Annotated in this window: 14 protein-coding genes and 2 pseudogenes; 8 read left to right on the forward strand and 8 right to left on the reverse strand. The window is 70.9% G+C overall.

Annotated features, from left to right (window positions below; all coding sequences use genetic code 11):
* Complete coding sequence (locus ACIBCU_RS27755; protein ID WP_362939804.1) at positions 1-1,362, reverse strand: glutamine synthetase family protein; 1,362 nt, start codon at positions 1,360-1,362, stop codon at positions 1-3.
* 38 nt (positions 1,363-1,400) lie between these two features.
* Here ACIBCU_RS27755 and ACIBCU_RS27760 point away from each other — a divergent pair, with 38 nt between their 5' ends.
* Both ACIBCU_RS27760 and ACIBCU_RS27765 read left to right on the forward strand, forming a co-directional pair.
* Positions 1,401-2,174 carry a FadR/GntR family transcriptional regulator gene (locus tag ACIBCU_RS27760; RefSeq protein WP_399234754.1) on the forward strand — a complete coding sequence of 258 codons (774 nt, stop codon included), beginning with the start codon at positions 1,401-1,403 and terminating at the stop codon, positions 2,172-2,174.
* Between the two features lie 112 nt (positions 2,175-2,286).
* Complete coding sequence (locus tag ACIBCU_RS27765; protein WP_399234756.1) at positions 2,287-3,009, forward strand: gamma-glutamyl-gamma-aminobutyrate hydrolase family protein; 723 nt, start codon at positions 2,287-2,289, stop codon at positions 3,007-3,009.
* Between the two features lie 242 nt (positions 3,010-3,251).
* Here the strand turns inward: ACIBCU_RS27765 and ACIBCU_RS27770 are convergent, their stop codons facing one another.
* Positions 3,252-4,193: a LysR family transcriptional regulator gene (locus tag ACIBCU_RS27770; protein WP_399234758.1), complete on the reverse strand. Its 942-nt coding sequence runs from the start codon at positions 4,191-4,193 to the stop codon at positions 3,252-3,254.
* Between the two features lie 70 nt (positions 4,194-4,263).
* On the opposite strand from ACIBCU_RS27770, the gene ACIBCU_RS27775 reads away from it, so the two are divergent.
* Positions 4,264-5,418, forward strand: a complete 1,155-nt coding sequence (locus tag ACIBCU_RS27775) for a TDT family transporter (protein ID WP_399234761.1) — start codon at positions 4,264-4,266, stop codon at positions 5,416-5,418.
* Here the strand turns inward: ACIBCU_RS27775 and ACIBCU_RS27780 are convergent.
* From ACIBCU_RS27780 to ACIBCU_RS27795, 4 genes are all read right to left on the reverse strand, one after another.
* The gene (locus ACIBCU_RS27780) at positions 5,357-6,061 is read right to left on the reverse strand and encodes a helical backbone metal receptor (RefSeq protein WP_399234763.1); all 705 of its coding nucleotides are present in this window, start codon (positions 6,059-6,061) and stop codon (positions 5,357-5,359) included. The genes ACIBCU_RS27775 and ACIBCU_RS27780 overlap by 62 nt on opposite strands.
* A 14-nt stretch (positions 6,062-6,075) precedes the next feature.
* Complete coding sequence (locus tag ACIBCU_RS27785) at positions 6,076-6,621, reverse strand: helix-turn-helix domain-containing protein (RefSeq protein WP_399234765.1); 546 nt, start codon at positions 6,619-6,621, stop codon at positions 6,076-6,078.
* A gap of 187 nt (positions 6,622-6,808) precedes the next feature.
* Positions 6,809-9,436: an ABC transporter permease/substrate binding protein gene (locus ACIBCU_RS27790; protein ID WP_362939783.1), complete on the reverse strand. Its 2,628-nt coding sequence runs from the start codon at positions 9,434-9,436 to the stop codon at positions 6,809-6,811.
* On the reverse strand, positions 9,429-10,532 hold the full coding sequence (locus ACIBCU_RS27795; RefSeq protein WP_362939780.1) for a glycine betaine/L-proline ABC transporter ATP-binding protein: 1,104 nt from the start codon (positions 10,530-10,532) through the stop codon (positions 9,429-9,431). The genes ACIBCU_RS27790 and ACIBCU_RS27795 overlap by 8 nt, the downstream gene beginning before the upstream one ends.
* Positions 10,533-10,797: 265 nt before the next feature.
* Here ACIBCU_RS27795 and ACIBCU_RS27800 point away from each other — a divergent pair, with 265 nt between their 5' ends.
* Complete coding sequence (locus tag ACIBCU_RS27800) at positions 10,798-11,706, forward strand: 5'-3' exonuclease (protein WP_362939819.1); 909 nt, start codon at positions 10,798-10,800, stop codon at positions 11,704-11,706.
* An 83-nt stretch (positions 11,707-11,789) separates the two neighbouring features.
* Positions 11,790-12,632, forward strand: coding sequence for a siderophore-interacting protein (locus ACIBCU_RS27805; RefSeq protein ID WP_362939777.1), 843 nt, complete (start codon positions 11,790-11,792; stop codon positions 12,630-12,632).
* A 64-nt stretch (positions 12,633-12,696) separates the two neighbouring features.
* Here the strand turns inward: ACIBCU_RS27805 and ACIBCU_RS27810 are convergent, their stop codons facing one another.
* Positions 12,697-13,317 carry a MerR family transcriptional regulator gene (locus tag ACIBCU_RS27810; protein WP_399234768.1) on the reverse strand — a complete coding sequence of 207 codons (621 nt, stop codon included), beginning with the start codon at positions 13,315-13,317 and terminating at the stop codon, positions 12,697-12,699.
* A gap of 152 nt (positions 13,318-13,469) precedes the next feature.
* Between ACIBCU_RS27810 and ACIBCU_RS27815 the strand changes: the two are divergent.
* From ACIBCU_RS27815 to ACIBCU_RS27825, 3 genes and pseudogenes are all read left to right on the forward strand, one after another.
* Positions 13,470-13,547: pseudogene (locus ACIBCU_RS27815) on the forward strand (fasciclin domain-containing protein); the annotation flags it as partial.
* Positions 13,548-13,575: 28 nt separating this feature from the next.
* A pseudogene (locus tag ACIBCU_RS27820) lies at positions 13,576-14,387 on the forward strand (ADP-ribosylglycohydrolase family protein).
* A gap of 89 nt (positions 14,388-14,476) precedes the next feature.
* Entirely contained in the window at positions 14,477-14,965 is a 489-nt protein-coding gene (locus ACIBCU_RS27825; protein WP_399234770.1) for an SPW repeat protein, read from the forward strand.
* An 87-nt stretch (positions 14,966-15,052) separates the two neighbouring features.
* Here the strand turns inward: ACIBCU_RS27825 and ACIBCU_RS27830 are convergent, their stop codons facing one another.
* Entirely contained in the window at positions 15,053-17,881 is a 2,829-nt protein-coding gene (locus tag ACIBCU_RS27830) for a DEAD/DEAH box helicase (protein ID WP_399234772.1), read from the reverse strand.
* Positions 17,882-17,913 lie beyond the last annotated feature (32 nt).

Below are 17,913 nucleotides of genomic sequence, written 5' to 3' on the forward strand. Positions count from 1 at the left end.
TCACAGACGTTCGAAGGAGCGGCGGAGCTCCCAGTCGGTCACCGCTGCGTCGAAGGCCTCCAGTTCGACACGCGCCATGTTGCGGTAGTGCGCGACGACGTCGTCGCCGAAGGCCTCCCGGGCCACCTCGCTGTCCTCCCAGAGGGCCGCGGCCTCGCGGAGTGTGGCGGGGACCTGGTCGTAGCCGGCGGTGTAGGCGTTTCCCTCGCAGGCGTCGGGGAGTTCCAGTTCGTTCTCGATGCCGTGGAGTCCCGCGGCGACGAGGCCGGCGACCGCGAGGTACGGGTTGACGTCCCCGCCGGGCAGCCGGTTCTCGAAGCGCAGCGAGCGGCCGTGGCCGACGACGCGCAGGGCGCAGGTGCGGTTGTCGTGGCCCCAGGCGACGGCGGTCGGGGCGAAGGAGCCGGGCTGGAACCGCTTGTAGGAGTTGATGTTCGGGGCGTACAGCAGGGAGAAGTCGCGCAGGGCGGCGAGCTGGCCGGCGAGGAAGTGCCGCATGACGGGCGACATCGCGCCGCCCTCGCCCGCCATGACGCTGTGTCCTCCGGTGTCCTGGAGCGAGAGGTGGATGTGGCAGGAGTTGCCCTCGCGCTCGTTGAACTTGGCCATGAAGGTGAGCGAGACGCCTTCCTGGGCGGCGATCTCCTTCGAGCCCGTCTTGTAGACGGCGTGCTGGTCGCAGGTGACGAGGGCCTCGTCGTAGCGGAAGACGATCTCGTGCTGGCCGGGGTTGCACTCGCCCTTGGCGGACTCGACGCTCAGCCCGGCGGCGGCCATCTCGTTGCGGATGCGGCGCAGCAGCGGTTCGATGCGGCCGGTGCCGAGGACCGAGTAGTCGATGTTGTACTGGTTCGCCGGGGTGAGGCCGCGGTAGTCGCGGTCCCAGGCCTCCTCGTAGGTGTCCTTGAAGACGATGAATTCGAGTTCCGTGCCGACGTGGGCGGTCAGTCCGTGTGCGGCGAGCCGCTCCAGCTGCCGCCGGAGGATCTGGCGGGGCGCGGCGGCGACCGGCGAGCCGTCGTCCCAGGAGAGGTCGGCCATGACCAGGGCGGTCCCCTCGTGCCAGGGGATCAGGCGCAGGGTCGTGAGGTCGGGGCGCATGGCGAAGTCGCCGTAACCGTTGGACCAGGAGGACATGGCGAACCCGTCGACGGTGTTCATGTCCGTGTCGACGGCGAGCAGGTAGTTGCAGCCCTCCGTGCCGTGCTCCAGCACCTCGTCGAGGAAGAAGGACGCCGCGAACCGTTTGCCCTGCAGCCTGCCCTGCATGTCGGTGAAGGCGAGGACCACGGTGTCGATCTCACCGCGCTCGACGAGCACGCGCAGCTCGTCGGTCCCCAGCGGGGGTGTTCGGTCTGCCACGGGATGCTCCTCGTTCGGTCAGCCGGAAGGCTTAAGGTATGGGAGAAAACCATTGGAGGGAAGGGAATCGGGACGTGGCGGAAGAGACCGGGGAACCCGGGCCCTCCGGCCGGCTGCTGCCCGCACTGCGGCCGGTCCGTGCGGGCAACGGCTTCGAGGAGGCCCTGGAGCAGATCCTCCAGGTGGTCCGGCTCGGCCTGGTGCCCGGCGGCGGGCGGCTGCCGGCCGAGCGCGAGCTGGCCGGGCTCCTCGGGATCAGCCGTGTCACCCTGCGCGAGGTCCTGAAGGTGCTCCAGGACCAGGGTCTGATCGAGGCCCGGCGTGGCCGGTACGGCGGTACGTTCGTGCTACCCCGCGCCGGCCCTGCCGACGGTGACGAGCTGCGCCGCCGGGTGGCGGACGTCGACCTCGAGGACGTCCTGCTCTTCCGCGAGGTCCTGGAGTCGGGGGCGGCCGGGCTCTGCGCGGCGCGCGGCCTCGACGACGAGGGGGCGGACCGGCTGCGTACGGCTCTGGCGGCGACACACCAGGCACCTCTGCCCGACTACCGCAGGATCGACACCCTTTTCCATCTGACGCTGGCCGAGCTCTCCGGCTCCCCCTCCCTGGCCGCCCGGTACGCGGCCGTGAGGGCGAGCGTCAACGACCTGCTGGACTGCATCCCCCTGCTGGTACGGAACCTCGAACATTCGCAGCATCAGCACACGGCCGTCGTCGCCGCGGTGCTCGACGGCGACGAGGCGGGCGCGCGGGCGGTGATGCGCGAGCACTGCGCGGGGACCGCCGCACTGCTCCGCGGCTTCCTGGCTTGATCCCGCCCTTCCGGATCACTGCTCTTGCGTGACGGCCCCGTACGAACAAAGGTATGACGCAACACCATTGCACCGGGCCGGCCGGCAGACCGGCCGCCGGAGGGACCGCACCATGCACGAACCGCTCATCGGCGTCACGACCTATCTGGAGCCGGCGGCTCGCTGGGGCGTCTGGGAACTCCCCGCGGCGGTGCTTCCCGCCGCCTACCCCGCGCTGGTCCAGCGCTCCGGCGGACTCGCCGCACTGCTGCCGCCGGACGACCCGTCGAAGGCGGCGGCCGTCGTGGCCCGGGTGGACGGCCTCGTGATCGCGGGCGGCGCCGACGTCGACCCCGGACTGTACGGCGCGGAGCGCGACTTCAGGACAGGTCCGCCGGCCCATGAGCGCGACACCTGGGAAATGGCCCTGCTCCGCGCGGCGAGGGAGGCCGGCACTCCGGTGCTCGGGATCTGCCGGGGCATGCAGCTGCTCAACGTGGCGATGGGTGGCACGCTGACCCAGCATCTGGACGGTCACGCGGGCCCGTTCGGTAAGGCCGGGGTCCTCGGCGAGCACCCGGTGACGCCGGTCCCGGGGACGCTGTACGCCTCGCTCGTGCCCGAGGAGGCATCCGTACCCACGTACCACCACCAGGCCGTGGACCGGCTCGCGCCGGGCCTGGTGGCCTCCGCCCACGCGACGGACGGCACCGTGGAGGCGGTCGAACTGCCGGGCGACCAGTGGGTGCTCGGGGTCCAGTGGCACCCGGAGATGGGCGACGACCTGCGGATCATGCGGGCCCTGGTGGAAGCAGCCAGGGCGGCGGCGGTGCGGCCGGTCGCGCAGCCGTCCTGACGGCCGGTTGCGGACGCCTGACAGGAGAAAACGATCACATCATGCGACCGCGAAGTGACCGTAAGGAGGGAGGATCACCGAGTCCACCCGCTCAGATGGGTTCATTCAACCGACATCCGGACACCGGCCGGAAATCGGGAGGTGATCTGCGTCTCACGCGGAACCGGCCGGGAACGGCCGTCCGGGCGGGGGACCAACCGGAGGTGTCCGGCCCGTGAACCGCTCCGCCACCGTGCCGTGCGTCAACCGCGCGCGGGACCGGAGGGGTGGGCGGTCAGGGACAGCAGATCGCGGGCCGGTCCGGTGGGCCGGTGGCCCGCCGGCCAGACCGCGCGCAGCTGACGGCGCAGCCGTACGCCCTCGACCGGGACCTTGACCAGGCGCCGTGCGGAGAGCTCCTCGCCCAGCGCGAGTTCGCTCAGCACGCAGGGGCCGGCCCCGCTCTCCGCGGCCCCCTTCACGGCGGTGGTCGAGGAGAGCTCCAGCAGGGGGCGCGCCAGTCCGCCGTGCACGGCGAGTGCGGCGTCCAGGACCTGGCGGGTGCCGGAACCGCGTTCCCGCAGGATGAGGGGCGCCTCGGCGAGTTCCCCCGGGGTCAGCCGGGCCCGGCGCGCCCAGGGGTGGGAGGGGGCGACCACGACGACGAGCCGGTCGTGCGCGATGACGGTGCCGTCGAGCCCTTGCGGTATCGAGAGCCCCTCGACGAAGCCCAGGTCCGCCTCGCCGGCCAGCAGGCGCAGGGCGACCGCCGCGGAGTTGCCCGCGAGCAGGGACACGGCGGTGTCCGGGCGTTCCGCCCGCAGCGCGATCAGCCAGCCGGGCAGCAGGTACTCCGCGATGGTCATGCTCGCGGCCACCCGCAGCCGGGAGTCGCGCCGGTCCCGCAGCGCCTGGGCTCCCGCGTCGAACGCCTCGGCAGCCTCGACGACCCTGCGCGCCCAGTCGGTGACGAGGGCGCCCGCGTCGGTCAGCCGGGAGCCGCGCGGTGAGCGGTCCAGGAGCGCGACGCCCAGCTGCCGCTCCATCGACCGGATGCGGCCGGAGGCGGCGGGCTGGCTGATGCCGACGTCCCGCGCCGCCCTGCCCAGGCTCCCGTGCCGCGCGACGGCGAGCAGCAGCACCATGGCTCCCAGGTCCGGGACCCGGTGGGGCAGGGAGGAAGGCGTGGACGGAGGACTGGACATAAGCCCAGCCTATGACCTCATAGCCCCGCGCTCCCTGGTGGGCACCGGTCGGCCCGGTGAGGATCGTGGCATGGCCATCTTTCCGCAGACCAAGACCGGGACACCCTCCTCCCGAACCGTCGCCCCCCGGCTCCCGGCCCTGCGGCACCTCGGCCCCAACTGGTACGCGACGGTGATGGGGACCGCCATCGTCGCGACGGCGGGCGCGGCGCTGCCCGTGGACGTGCCGGGTCTGCGGACCGCCTGCGTCGTGGTGTGGGCCCTGTCCGCGGTGGCCCTGGCCGTCGTGCTGGCCGCCCGTGCCGGGCACTGGATCCTGCACCGGGACCAGGCCCGCGCCCACCTCCTGGATCCCGCCGTCGCCCCGTTCCACGGCTGTCTGTCCATGGCGCTGCTCGCCGTCGGCGCGGGCACCCTCGTGGTGGGCCGGGACGTCATCGGTCATCCCGCCGCCCTCGCCGTGGACGTCCTGCTGTTCACGGCGGGCACGGTCGCGGGCCTCGCCGCCGCCGTGGCGATCCCTTACCTCATGGTCGTACGCCACCGTCCTGCCCCGGGCACCGCGTCGCCGGTCTGGCTGCTGCCTCTGGTGGCCCCGATGGTCTCGGCCGCGGTCGGGCCGCTGCTGGTGCCCGAACTGGCCCCCGGCCAGGCGCGGGAGGCGCTCCTGCTGGCCTGTTACGCGATGTTCGGGCTGTCCCTGCTGGCGACCCTGGTGGTCGTTCCGCTGGTCTTCGCGCGGCTGGTCCACCATGGCCCGCCGCCCCTCGCGCTGACCCCGACGCTGTTCCTGGTGCTCGGGCCGCTCGGCCAGTCCACGACCGCCGCCAACCAGCTGGCCGATGTGGCGCCGGGCGCGATCGCGCCGCCGTACGCCTCGGCGTTCGGCGCGTTCGCCGTCCTGTACGGGGTGCCGGTGATGGGGTTCGCCCTGCTGTGGCTGGCCCTGTCCATCGCGCTGGTGGTGCGCGCGATGCGGCGCGGCATGCGGTTCACGATGACGTGGTGGGGGTTCACCTTCCCGGTCGGCACGTGTGTCACCGGCGCGGCGGGGCTGGCCCGGCACACCGGGCTGGACGCGTTCACCTGGCTGGCAGTGGCGCTCTACGCGCTGCTGCTGACCGCCTGGGCGGTCGCCGGCGCCCGGACGCTGGGCGGGCTCTTCAGCGGAGCGCTGCTCGCAGCGCCCCGGCCGCTTCGGCCAGTGACGGTCCGTACCACGTGAGGTGACGCCCGTCGACGAGCACGGCGGGCAGGCCGGGGAAGGCCTCGGGCCCGTCGGCGGCGGTGAAGCGGTACGGCTCGTCGGGCAGTACGACCAGCTCGGCACCGGACGCGTTCAGCTCGGACAGGGGGATGCGGGGGTAGCGGTCCTGGTGGCCGGCGTACACGTTCCGTACCCCGAGGCGGGCCAGCAGGTCGCCGGCGAAGGTGTCGCGGCCCAGCACCATCCAGGGCCTGCGCCAGACCGGTACGATCGCGGGGCGCGGGGCGGGGGCGGGCGGCAGCGCCGCCCAGGCGGTCCGGGACTCCTCCAGCCAGTGCGGCCGGGGCAGGCCGCAGGCGGTGAGGACCCGTTCCAGCTCGGCGAAGGCCTGGTCGAGGGTGCGGACCTCGGTGACCAGGACGTTCAGCCCGGCCTCCCGCAGCGCCGCCAGGTCCGCTTCCCGGTTCTCCTCCTCGTTGGCGACGACGAGGTCGGGACGCAGGGCTGCCACGGCGGCGGTGCCGGGGTTCTTCGTGCCGCCGATCCGGACCGCGGTCAGGCCGGCGGGACGGGTGCACCAGTCGGTGACGCCGACGAGCAGGCCGGGAGCGGTGACGGCGACGGCCTCGGTGAGCGACGGGACCAGGGAGACGACACGCATCGGCACCGCCCCCGTCAGCGGCGCGAGTCGTACGTCGCGTCGATGTGCTCGGCGACCGAGACGACCAGCAGCCGGGTGCCCGGCACGGTCGCCCGCCACCGGTGCCGCACCCCGCCGGAGAGGAAGAGGGTGTCGCCCCGGCCCAGCCGGTGGGCCCGGCCCTCGGCCTCGACCTCGACGGCGCCCTCCACGACGTACATCACCTCGTCGTTGCGGTGCTGGAACTCACGCCCCAGGTCCTGCTCGCCGATGAACTCCAGCGCGCTGAGCTGGTGCCTTCCGCGTACCAGCCGGCGTACGCCGTCCTCGTCATCCGCCCGTACGACGTCCACGGCGCGTGCCGAGTCCGCCGCGGCCCGCAGCCCTTCGGTCGTGGTCTCCAGCGCCTCCGCCACCCGGTGCAGGGAGCGGGGGCTGGGTCTGGCCCGTTCGTTCTCGATCTGGCTGAGGAACGGCACGGACAGGCCGCTGCGCCCGGCCACCGCGGCCAGGGTGAGTCCGAGGCTCCTGCGGCGTCGGCGGACCGCCGCGCCCACTCGAAGGGCTTCCTTGTCGTCCATGTCCGGCTCCCTCCCCGGATCGCCATCCTCCCGGTTGCCAGCACCCTACGCATGTCGTTTGCGCGACGGAGTGGAGACCGGTGGACGGAGAACCTCGGGGAACCCCCTCCGACCAGCCTGAAGGGGACGGGCCCGGTTCGCGACCGGGACCGTCCCCTTCAGGGTGACGCGTGGGTGGACCAGCGGATCAGCTGCCGACGGGCGCCAGCTTCTCCACCACGTCCGGGTTGGCGTCCATCCAGCGGCGGGCGGACTCCTTCTCCTTGCCGGCGCCGCCCTTCTGGAGCTCCACCTCGAGCGAGGCCAGCTGCGCCTCGGTGAGCTTGAAGTCCTTCAGCCAGCCGGTCAGCTCCGGGAAGTCCTTGGGGAAGTCCTTCTTGGCGACCGTGTGGATCTGCTCGCCCTTGCCCCAGGCACCCTTCGGGTCCTTGAGCTTCTTCAGGTCGTGCTTCCCGTAGGCCCAGTGCGGCGACCACAGGGTCACCACGACCGGCTCCTTCTTCTTGATCGACCGGTTCAGCTCGGCCAGCATCGACGAGGTGCTGGAGGAGACCACCTCGTACTCACCTTCGAGGCCGTACTCCTTGAGCACCTTCTTGTTGAGCGTGCCCATCATGCCGGCGCTCGACTCGATACCGATGATCTTGCCGTTGAACTTCTTGCCCTGGCCCTTGAGGTCCTCGAGCGAGTCGATGCCCTTGACGTACGACGGAACCGTCAGCTCCAGCGAGGTCGGCCCGTACCAGGAGCCGAGATCGACGAGGTTCTCCTTGTACCGGTCCCAGTAGTCCTTGTGCGTCGTCGGCAGCCAGGAGTCGAACTGGACGTCGAGCTGGCCCTGTGCGAGACCGGTGTAGAGCGGTCCCGGGTCGAGCTGCTTGACCGTCGTCCTGTAGCCCCGGTCCTCCAGCATGTTCTGCCAGAGGTAGGTGCTGGCGATGGCCTCGTCCCACGGGAAGTACCCCATGTTGACGGTCTTGCCCGCGTCCTTGCCCTGCTGCGCACCGCCGCCGCCCGGCACCGGGGCCAGCTTGTCGACCAGGCCGGGGTTCTTCTTCAGCCAGGCACGGACGCCGTCCTGCTCCTGGCCCTGGCCGGCGGTCTGGATCTCGTTCTCGAGGCTCGTGAGCTGCTTCTCGGTGAGCTTGAAGTCCTTGAGCCACTTGGAGACGGCGGGAGCCTTCTCCGCGAAGCCCTTGTGGGCGACGGTGTGGACCTCTTCGCCCTTGCCCCAGGCACCCTTGGGGTCCTTGAGCTTCTTCAGGTCGTGCTTGCCGTAGGCCCAGTGCGGCGACCACAGGGTCACCACGACCGGCTCCTTCTTCTTGATGGAGGCGTTCAGCTCGGCGAGCATCGAGGAGGTGCTGGAGGAGACGACCTCGTACTCGCCCTCCAGGCCGTACTCCTTGAGCACCTTCTTGTTCAGGGTGCCCATCATGCCGGCGCTCGACTCGATACCGATGATCTTGCCGTTGAACTTCTTGCCCTGGCCCTTGAGGTCCTCGAGCGAGTCGATGCCCTTGACGTACGACGGAACCGTCAGCTCCAGCGAGGTCGGCCCGTACCAGGAGCCCAGGTCGTCCAGCTGGTCGCTGTACTTGTCCCAGTAGTCCTTGTGCGTCGTCGGCAGCCAGGAGTCCGTCTGGAAGTCGATGTCGCCACGGGCGACGCCGGAGTAGAGCGGACCGGCGTCGAGCTGGGTGATCCCGGTCTCGTAACCGCGCTGCTCCAGGATCTCCTTCCACAGGAAGGTGGAGGCGATGCCCTCGTCCCAGGGGATGTACCCCATGTTGATCTTCTGGCCCTGGCCGACGTTGCCGCTGTCGGCCGTGGTGGCCTTCGAGTCGCTGGAACCGGCGATGTTGAGGCCGCCCGCGACGAGCGCGAGGACGACGACACCCGTCATCGCGACGGCGGTTCCCGGCTTGTAGTGCGTGAACTTGAGCCGACGCGCACCGGCGGCGACCTTGGCGGCGGCGCGGCGGCCGAGCGGGGAGACCCGCTCGTTGAGCGCGCCGGTCATCCGGTCCAGGTACATGGCGAGGATGACGACGGCGATCCCGCTCTCGGCAGCGAGGCCGACCTGGAGCTGGGTGATGGCCGCGTACACCTTCTCGCCGAGGCCGCCGGCGCCGGCCATGCCGCCGATGACGACCATCGACAGGGACAGCATGATGACCTGGTTGATCCCGGCCATGATCGTCGGCAGGGCGAGCGGCAGCTGCACCCGGGTGAGGGTGTGCTTGGGCGTGGTGCCGAAGGCCGCGGCGGCCTCGACCAGCTCGCCGTCGACCTGGCGGATGCCCAGCTCGGTCATCCGGACGCCGGGCGGCATCGCGAAGACGATGGTGGCGATCACGCCGGGGGTGACGCCGACGCCGAAGAACATGACGCCGGGGATCAGGTAGACGAAGGCGGGCATCGTCTGCATGACGTCGAGCACCGGCCGCAGCGTGGCGCTGACCCTGTTGTTGCGCGCCGCCCAGATACCCATGGGCACCGCGATGATGATCGTGATGACCGCGGCCACGACGACCAGCGAGAGGGTGGCCATCGCCTCGTCCCAGAGGGCGAGGGAGTCGATGAGCGCGAACCCTACGAAGGTGAGCACGGCGGGTACCACCCCGCGCAGCCAGAACGCGAGGACGGCGAAGATCCCCGCCATCAGCAGCGGCTCACCACCGCTCAGCACGGCGTTGACGCCGTCGTACATCCCGCCCAGCACGGTCTTGATGGCGTCGAAGATCCAGGTGAGGTTCGACTGCAGCCAGTCGACCACGTCCTCGACCCATGCGCCGAAGGTGAACCTAGGCACCGGCGATCACCTTCTTGACCTCACGCGGGGCCGGGACCTGGCCGTCGGCCTGGCTTTCGACCTGCGGTTCCTCGCCGAGCGCGGCGAGCAGCCTGGAGCGCGGGACCATGCCTATGACCTTGCCGTCCTCACCGGTGACGGCGACGGCCGCCCCGCTGGTGGAGCAGGGGGTGAAGAGCTCGGCGATGGGCGTCTCGGCGGACACCGTCGCGGGCGCCTCGGCCTTCAGCTCGGCGTCGGAGCTGCCCGCTGCGGGCGCCTCCATGATCGAACCTGCGGTGAGCACCCGGGAGCGGTCGACGTCCTGGATGAAGGACGCGACGTAGTCGTTGGACGGCCGGACGAGGATGTCCTCGGCGGTGCCCTGCTGGACGATCTCACCGTCCCGCATCACGGCGATACGGTCGCCGAGGCGCATGGCCTCGTTGAGGTCGTGCGTGATGAAGACGATGGTCTTCTTCAGACGCTTCTGCAGTTCGAGGAGCTGGTCCTGCATGTCGCGCCGGATCAGCGGGTCGAGCGCGCTGAAGGACTCGTCCATCAGGAGCAGGTCGGCGTCGGTGGCGAGCGCGCGGGCCAGACCCACGCGCTGCTGCATGCCGCCGGACAGCTCGTCGGGCCAGGACTTCTCCCAGCCGGCGAGGCCGGTCATCTCCAGCGCCTCGGCGGCGCGCGCCTCTCGCGCGGCACGCGGGACGCCCTGGACCTCCAGGCCGTACGCGGCGTTCTCGAGCACGCTCCTGTGGGGGAAGAGCGCGAAGTGCTGGAAGACCATGCTGATCTTCCTGGAGCGGACGGTGCGCAGGTCACGGGCGCTCAGGGCGGTCAGGTCCTGCCCGTCGAACAGCACACGGCCGGCGGTGGGCTCCAGCAGGCCGTTGAGCATCCGCAGCAATGTGGACTTCCCCGAACCGGAGAGCCCCATGACGACGAAGATCTGGCCAGGTTCCACGGTGAACGAGGCGTCGATCACCGCTGCGGTCGTTCCGTCGGCGCGCAGCTCGTCGCGGTGGGTGCCGCCTTCGAGCTTCTGCACGGCTTGATCGGGTCGTCTGCCGAACACTTTGTACAAGTGCTCAGCTTGCAGCCTTGACACATACACCTCACGCGTTGAACCGAAAACGGTCTGCCACCCCCTTCGGCAGACCGTGGAGCGGTGCGGATTCGGTCCGCAGAGCACGCGCATTTTGTTGAAAAATGGACGTGGTCCGCTCCGGTGCCGCGCCTGCCCCCGCTTACGCGACCCAAACACGTGTGTGATTCAGATCACCCACAAGAAACCGCTGTCGCGGGAACCGCGCGCTTCACCCGGCACAGCTGCCGGAAGGGTGCGGCATCATCGGGGTGTGACGCGACGCCTGATGCTCCTCGACACCGCCTCCCTCTACTTCCGCGCCTATTTCGGCGTCCCCGACTCGGTGCGCGCACCGGACGGCACCCCGGTCAACGCCGTGCGCGGACTGCTCGACTTCATCGCCAGGCTGGTCCAGGACCACCGGCCCGACGACCTGGTCGCCTGCATGGACGCGGACTGGCGCCCGCAGTGGCGGGTCGACCTGATCCCGACCTACAAGGCGCACCGGGTGGCCACCGAGACCCCCGAGGGCGTCCCCGACGAGGAGGAGGTCCCCGACACCCTCTCCCCGCAGGTCCCGGTGATCGAGGCCGTGCTGGACGCGCTCGGGATCGCCCGGGTGGGCGTCGCGCCGTACGAGGCGGACGACGTGATCGGCACGCTGGCCGGACGGGCCACCGGCCCCGTGGACATCGTGACCGGGGACCGCGACCTCTATCAGCTGGTCGACGACGCCCGCCGGGTGCGGGTGCTCTACCCGCTGAAGGGCGTGGGGACGCTCCAGGTGACGGATGAGGCCTGGCTGCGCGGGAAGTACGGCGTGGACGGCAGCGGATACGTCGACCTGGCCCTGCTGCGCGGCGACCCCAGCGACGGGCTGCCCGGGGTCCCCGGTATCGGCGAGAAGACGGCGGCGAAGCTGCTGGACGCCTTCGGCGACCTGGCCGGCATCATGGCCGCGGTGGACGATCCCGCGGCCCGGCTCACCCCGTCCCAGCGCAAGCGGCTCGACGAGGCCCGGGACTATGTGGCGGTCGCCCCGAAGGTCGTCCGTGTCGCCGATGACGTGCCGCTGCCCGATCTCACCCCCGCGCTCCCCCGCGAACCGCGCGATCCCGCGGCCCTGGAGGCCCTCGCGACCCGATGGGGGCTCGGAAACGCGCTGCAGCGCCTGCTCCTCACACTCCAGGCGTGAAAGTGCTAGCTTAGGTAAGCCTAAGTACGTAGAACCTCATATGGACCCGTCCCACATCCGGGTCCAGAGCTAGGGAGCACTCCGTGGCAGAGCGGCCGCAACGCCGGACACCGAAGGCGCAGGGGGCGCAGGTCCTGCGCACCGAGCAGATCACCCCGCACATGGTGCGCGTGATTCTCGGCGGCGACGGCCTGGCCGACTTCACCCTCGCCGGGTACACCGACCACTACATCAAGCTGTGCTTCGCCCCGGAGGGCGCGGACTACAGCCACCCCTTCGACATGGCCAGGATCCGTGAGGAGTACCCGCGCGAGCTGTGGCCCACCACCCGGACGTACACCGTGCGCTCCTGGGACCCCGACGCCCGTGAGCTCGCCGTCGATTTCGTGGTGCACGGCGACGAGGGCCTGGCTGGCCCCTGGGCGGCGCGCGCACAGCGCGGCGACCAGGTCACCTTCCTGGGCCCCGGCGGCGGTTACGTCCCGGAGGCCGCGGCCGACTGGCATCTGCTGGTGGGCGACGAGAGTGCCCTGCCCGCGATCGCCGCATCCCTGGAGCATCTGCCCGAGGGTGCGGTGGCGCATGCCTTCGTGGAGGTGCCCGATGCCTCGGAGGAGCAGAAGCTCGTGGAGCCGGAAGGCGTCTCGGTGACCTGGCTGCACCGCGGCGGCCGCCCGGTCGGCGAGGCTCTCGTCGCGGCGGTGAGGGAGCTGGAGTTCCCCGAGGGCGAGGTGCAGGCCTTCGTCCACGGCGAGGCGGGCTTCGTGAAGGAGATCCGGCGCCACCTCCGCCTGGAGCGCGGCATCCCGCTCCAGCAGCTGTCGATCTCGGGCTACTGGCGCCTCGGCCAGAACGACGACGCGTGGCGCGCGGTCAAGCGCGAGTGGAACGAGCAGGTGGAGCGCGAGCAGGAGAGCGCCGCGTAATCCTCCCCGCTCTCCCCGTGACCCGGTCGCCGCCCTGGACGGCGACCGGGTTTCGCATGGGCCCTCACTCCCCGGCCTCCTGCTCCCCTCCGCCCTCGTAGGCGCGGGCGGAGGCGTCCACGTGGGCGAGCCGCCTGAGGGCGCCGAACATGGCCTCGCCGAGCACCGTGCCGACCACCACGCTCTCCACCAGGTCCTCGCGCGCCACCCGTCGCCGGACGTAGTCGAGGTCCGCGTGGGCGACGGGCTCGGCCGCGTCCGCGTAGACGTCGAGCAGTTCGACGAATCCGCCGTGCCCCGCCCGGTGCAGGGCCGCCAGCACACCCGCCAGCGACCGTCCCGCCGGGCTGTCCGCACGCACGAACCAGCCGCGTCGCGCCAGCAGCGCGGCGACCTCCTCGCGGGCCTCGGCCGACTCGGGCCCTTCCTCCTCGGATCCATCGGGCTCCTCGGGCGTGATGCGCCTGGCCGCCGCACCGAGCACCTTGTGCACCGGCTGCCCTGGATCGTCGACGGCCTCCAGGACCTCCGCGATGGCGGACAGCGACAGCCCTCCGACGTCCAGGAGGGCGCGGATCAGCCGCAGCCTGCGCTCGTGCCCGTCGTCGTAGCGCGCCTGGTTGGGGCTGGTCAGAACGCCGGCGGGCAGCAGCCCCTCGCGTACGTAGTACTTGATCGTCGGCACCGGGACCCCGGACCTGCGACTCAATTCGCCGATGCGCACCGTGTGTTCACCCTCCAGGAGGTTGCCAGGCCGACCCCCATCATAGATAGTCCCCCTATCTGATAGCGGACAGTGCCACTATCCGTAATTCCTCTGGGGGGACCTACGCAGTCGAGGTCGTCTGCGGCAACGTCCCGACCGCCGACGCGACGGTCTACATCGTGGACACCGTCCTGATGCCGGCCGCCTGAACCGACGGCCCGTCAGTAGGCTGACGGCATGACACCGAGCCCCGAGGACCGCACCCTCCGCCCCGACCGGAGCGGCGCGGACCGCGGGGCTCGCGCCGTCGGCGCCGTCGTGGGCTCGGCGGTGGGTGACGCCTTGGGCGCCCCCTTCGAGTTCGGCCTCCCAGGGGTGTACTCCGCCCGGTTCCCGGACGGAGCCGGCGCGATGTGCGGGGGCGGCGGCTGGGATCCGGGGGAGGCTACGGACGATACGCAGATGACCGTCCTCGTCGGTGAATCACTGCTGGAGAACGGGGGCCTGGACCTTCCCGACATCTTCGGCCGGTTCCGTCGGTGGGCGGCCGGTGAGCCGAAGGACATCGGCCTGCAGACGGAGGACGTCCTCACGAGCGACGCGCCGTGGGACCTGGCCGCAGCGCTCCATTTCCAGGTCAACGGGCGTGCGGCGGGCAACGGTTCACTGATGCGCGCGACCACGTCGGCTGTGCACTTCGCCCGGGCGGGACGGACCGCCACCATGGACGCGGCGCGGCGGATCGCCGCCCTGACGCACGGCGACCGGGCGGCATGGGAAGGCACCGCGGTCTTCCATGAAACGGCTTCGAGCGCGCCCTGGGAGCGGCCGTCGACGTGGGCGGGGACACCGACACGGTGGCCGCGGTCACGGGCGGCCTGGCCGGCGCGGTGTACGGGATCGACGCCGTGCCGGAACGCTGGACCCGCCCCCCGCACGTCCCGCTGCCGGGGTACGGGGCCCGTGTGCTGCGGACGGCGGACCTGGTGTCACTGGCACGCCGCCTCGACGGAACCGCAGGATTCGCCCGCCAGGAAAACTACACATAAGGGGCATATAAGAGCACACTGGTCTCGACAGCTGATGACCGCACCTCTTGGCCGCGGTCGCTCCAGCAAGTGCGAAGGAGACCCTCCTCATGAGTAACATCTCGCACACCGGAAGGGATGTTTCCGGAAAGACCAGAGACGTTTCCGGACACACCGGAAGGGACCTCTCCGGACACCCTGACGCCGAAGAAATGCGAGCGCGCCACGACCGCGTGATGGGCGGCGGCCGCCGCACCACAGCCGGTGCGGACGCCCCGGTGTTCCTCCTCGGTCTGTACTGCGCCGTCTCGCCGTGGGTGCTTCACTTCACCGCGAGCCAGCCCTCCCTGGTGACGCACAACCTCGTCATCGGCATCGCGATAGCCGTGCTGGCACTCTGCTTCACGGCCATGCCCGAGCGGATGACCGGGATGAGCATCGCCATCGTCGCGCTGGGCGCCTGGCTCATCGTGTCGACCTGGGTCGTGGGCCAGAGCCCTGACATGGGCGTCATCCTCAACAACGTGATCGTCGGTGGTCTGGCGATTGTGCTGGGGGCAGCCTGCGCGGGACTCTCGATGAAGAACAAGAAGACCTGACGGGAGAACGCACACGAGTGGCCACAGGCGCGTACAGCCGCCCGTGGCCACTCGTCCGTTCTCCTCACCCGTGGGGAGGGAAGCCGCTCACCCCACCGAGCTGTACGCCACCACGCCCCGCAGCACCGCGTCGACGGCCTTGTGGGCGTTCTTCGCGACCGAACTGCCGTCCCGGGGTGCGGCGGCCGCGATCTGGCCGAGCACGTCGATGACCTGCTTGCACCACCGTACGAAGTCACCGGCCGGCATCTCCGCCTCGCGGAGGACCTCGTCCAGCGTCCGGCCGGAGGCCCACATGTAGACCGCCCAGGCGAAGCCGAGGTCGGGTTCGCGCTGTCCGACCCCTTCCGTCTGACTGATCTTGAAGTCCTCCTCCAGGGCGTCGAGACGGCCCCAGATGCGGATCATCTCGCCCATCGCGGCCTTCGCGGGTCCTGAGGGCAGCTTGGGTGCGACCGCGTCGTCGGCCTGGCGCGCCTCGTAGACGAGCGCCGAGACGCAGGCGGCGAGTTCGGCGGGGTTGAGCCCCTCCCAGACACGGTCCCGCAGGCATTCGCTGGCCAGCAGGTCGAGCTCTCCGTAGAGGCGTGCCAGCCGCCGGCCGTTGTCGGTGACCTCGTTGCCCCGCAGGTAGTCCAGCTCGGTCAGGAGCGCGACGATGCGGTCGAAGGTCCGCGCGATGGTGTTCGTCCGGCCCTCGATGCGGTGCTCCAGTTGCCGGGTGTCGCGCTGCAGCCGGTGATACCGCTCGGCCCAGCGCGCGTGGTCCTCGCGCTCGTCGCACCCGTGGCAGGGGTGCGCGCGCAGTTCCGGGCGCAGCCGGGCGATCTCGTGGTCGTCTGCCGCGGCGGCCCGCTGCTTGCGGTGCCGGCCCGGGTCGATGTGCCCCGCCTTGCTCCTCAGTGCGGAGGCCAGGTCGCGGCGGGACTGCGGTGAGCGCGGGTTGAACGACTTGGGCACCCGCATCCGCTCCAGCGCCTCGACCGGCACCGGGAAGTCGATGTGGGCCAGCCGCTTGACCTGCCGCTCGGCGGTCAGCACCAGGGGACGCGGTCCGTCGTGGTACTCCAGCCCGCGATGGCCGTTGGTCCGCCCGGCGGGCAGGCCCGGGTCGAGGACCAGGGCGAGTCCGGCGAACTTGCCGGTGGGAACGTGGATGACGTCACCGGGCTTCAGCTTCTCCAGGGACGACGCGGCGGCCGCCCGCCGCTGGGCCGCGCCCTGTTTGGCCAGCTCCGTCTCCCGGTCCTTGAGGTCGCGGCGCAGTCGCGCGTACTCCTCGAAGTCCCCGAGGTGACAGGTCATGCCCTCCTTGTAGCCCGCGAGGCCCTCCTCGTTGCGCTGGACCTGCCGGGAGATCCCGACGACGGACCGGTCGGCCTGGAACTGCGCGAAGGAGGTCTCGAGCAGCTCGCGCGAGCGGTGCCGCCCGAACTGCTGGACGAGGTTGACGGCCATGTTGTACGAAGGCCGGAAGCTGGAGCGCAGCGGATACGTACGCGTCCCCGCGAGTCCGGCGAGCGCTCCGGGGTCCATCCCCCGCTGCCAGAGAACGACCGCGTGGCCCTCGACGTCGATGCCACGGCGCCCGGCCCGCCCGGTCAGCTGGGTGTACTCGCCGGGCGTGATGTCGGCGTGCTGCTCGCCGTTCCACTTGACGAGCTTCTCCAGCACCACGGAGCGCGCGGGCATGTTGATGCCGAGCGCCAGCGTCTCGGTGGCGAAGACCGCCTTGACCAGGCCGCGGACGAACAGCTCCTCCACGACCTCCTTGAAGGTCGGCAGCATCCCGGCGTGGTGCGCCGCGATGCCGCGCTCCAGGCCTTCGAGCCACTCGTAGTACCCGAGGACATGGAGGTCCTCGGGTGGAATGGACGCCGTCCGCTCCTCGACGATCTCCCGCACCAGCCCGCGCTTGTTCTCGTCGTTCAGCCGAAGACCGGCCTGCAGGCACTGCTGGACGGCCGCCTGGCAGCCGGCACGGCTGAAGATGAAGGTGATGGCGGGCAGCAGACCCTCGGCGTCGAGCCGGTCGATGACCTCGGGCCTGGACGGCGTCCAGATGCGGCTGCGCTGACGCCGCTCGCGCTCGCGGTCCGCCTCGCGCACCATCTTCCCGCGTCTGCGGTCGCGCGGGTTGTATCCGCGCTGGTTCTCCATGCGGGCGAGGCGGACGAGGTCCGGACTGACCTCGCGCCGGCCGGTGCCCCTGCCGCCGTGGTCGGTCTCCTCCTCGAAGAGGTCGTACATCCGGCGTCCGGCCATGACGTGCTGCCACAGCGGCACGGGCCGGTGCTCGGAGACGATCACCTGGGTGTCACCGCGCACGGTGTCCAGCCAGTCGCCGAACTCCTCGGCGTTGGACACGGTCGCCGACAGCGACACCAGCGTCACGGACTCCGGGAGGTGGATGATCACTTCCTCCCACACGGCGCCGCGGAAGCGGTCGGAGAGGTAGTGGACCTCGTCCATGACCACATGGCCGAGGCCGGTGAGGGCCTGGGAGCCCGCGTACAGCATGTTGCGCAGGACCTCGGTGGTCATGACGACCACGGGTGCGTCCGCGTTGACGCTGTTGTCACCGGTCAGCAGACCGACCTTGTCCGCGCCGTAGCGACGTACGAGATCGGTGAACTTCTGGTTGGACAGCGCCTTGATGGGCGTGGTGTAGAAGCACTTGCGGCCCTGCTGCAGGGCCAGGTGCACGGCGAATTCACCGACGATCGTCTTGCCCGACCCGGTCGGGGCCGCGACCAGTACCCCCTTGCCGGCTTCCAGAGCCTGGCAGGCCTCGATCTGGAACGGGTCCAGCCCGAATTCGTACATCTCGCGGAAGGGCCCGAGGGCGGTGGCCTGCTCGGCCGCACGGACCCGGGACGCCTGGTATCGCTCAGCTGGTGAGAGGTCCTCTGTCATCTTGATACGAGCCTACCCGCCCCGTATGACAG

This window comes from Streptomyces sp. NPDC051064 (assembly GCF_044455985.1).
In the GTDB taxonomy this organism is placed as follows: Bacteria; Actinomycetota; Actinomycetes; order Streptomycetales; family Streptomycetaceae; genus Streptomyces.

Coding starts and splice junctions, on each gene's coding strand:
- ACIBCU_RS27785 (WP_399234765.1), bottom strand. CDS start 6,621: ATGGACGACAAGGAAGCCCTTCGAGTGGGCGCGGCGGTCCGCCGACGC.
- ACIBCU_RS27780 (WP_399234763.1), bottom strand. CDS start 6,061: ATGCGTGTCGTCTCCCTGGTCCCGTCGCTCACCGAGGCCGTCGCCGTC.
- ACIBCU_RS27830 (WP_399234772.1), bottom strand. CDS start 17,881: ATGACAGAGGACCTCTCACCAGCTGAGCGATACCAGGCGTCCCGGGTC.
- ACIBCU_RS27770 (WP_399234758.1), bottom strand. CDS start 4,193: ATGTCCAGTCCTCCGTCCACGCCTTCCTCCCTGCCCCACCGGGTCCCG.
- ACIBCU_RS27825 (WP_399234770.1), top strand. CDS start 14,477: ATGAGTAACATCTCGCACACCGGAAGGGATGTTTCCGGAAAGACCAGA.
- ACIBCU_RS27800 (WP_362939819.1), top strand. CDS start 10,798: ATGCTCCTCGACACCGCCTCCCTCTACTTCCGCGCCTATTTCGGCGTC.
- ACIBCU_RS27775 (WP_399234761.1), top strand. CDS start 4,264: ATGGCCATCTTTCCGCAGACCAAGACCGGGACACCCTCCTCCCGAACC.
- ACIBCU_RS27765 (WP_399234756.1), top strand. CDS start 2,287: ATGCACGAACCGCTCATCGGCGTCACGACCTATCTGGAGCCGGCGGCT.
- ACIBCU_RS27760 (WP_399234754.1), top strand. CDS start 1,401: ATGGGAGAAAACCATTGGAGGGAAGGGAATCGGGACGTGGCGGAAGAG.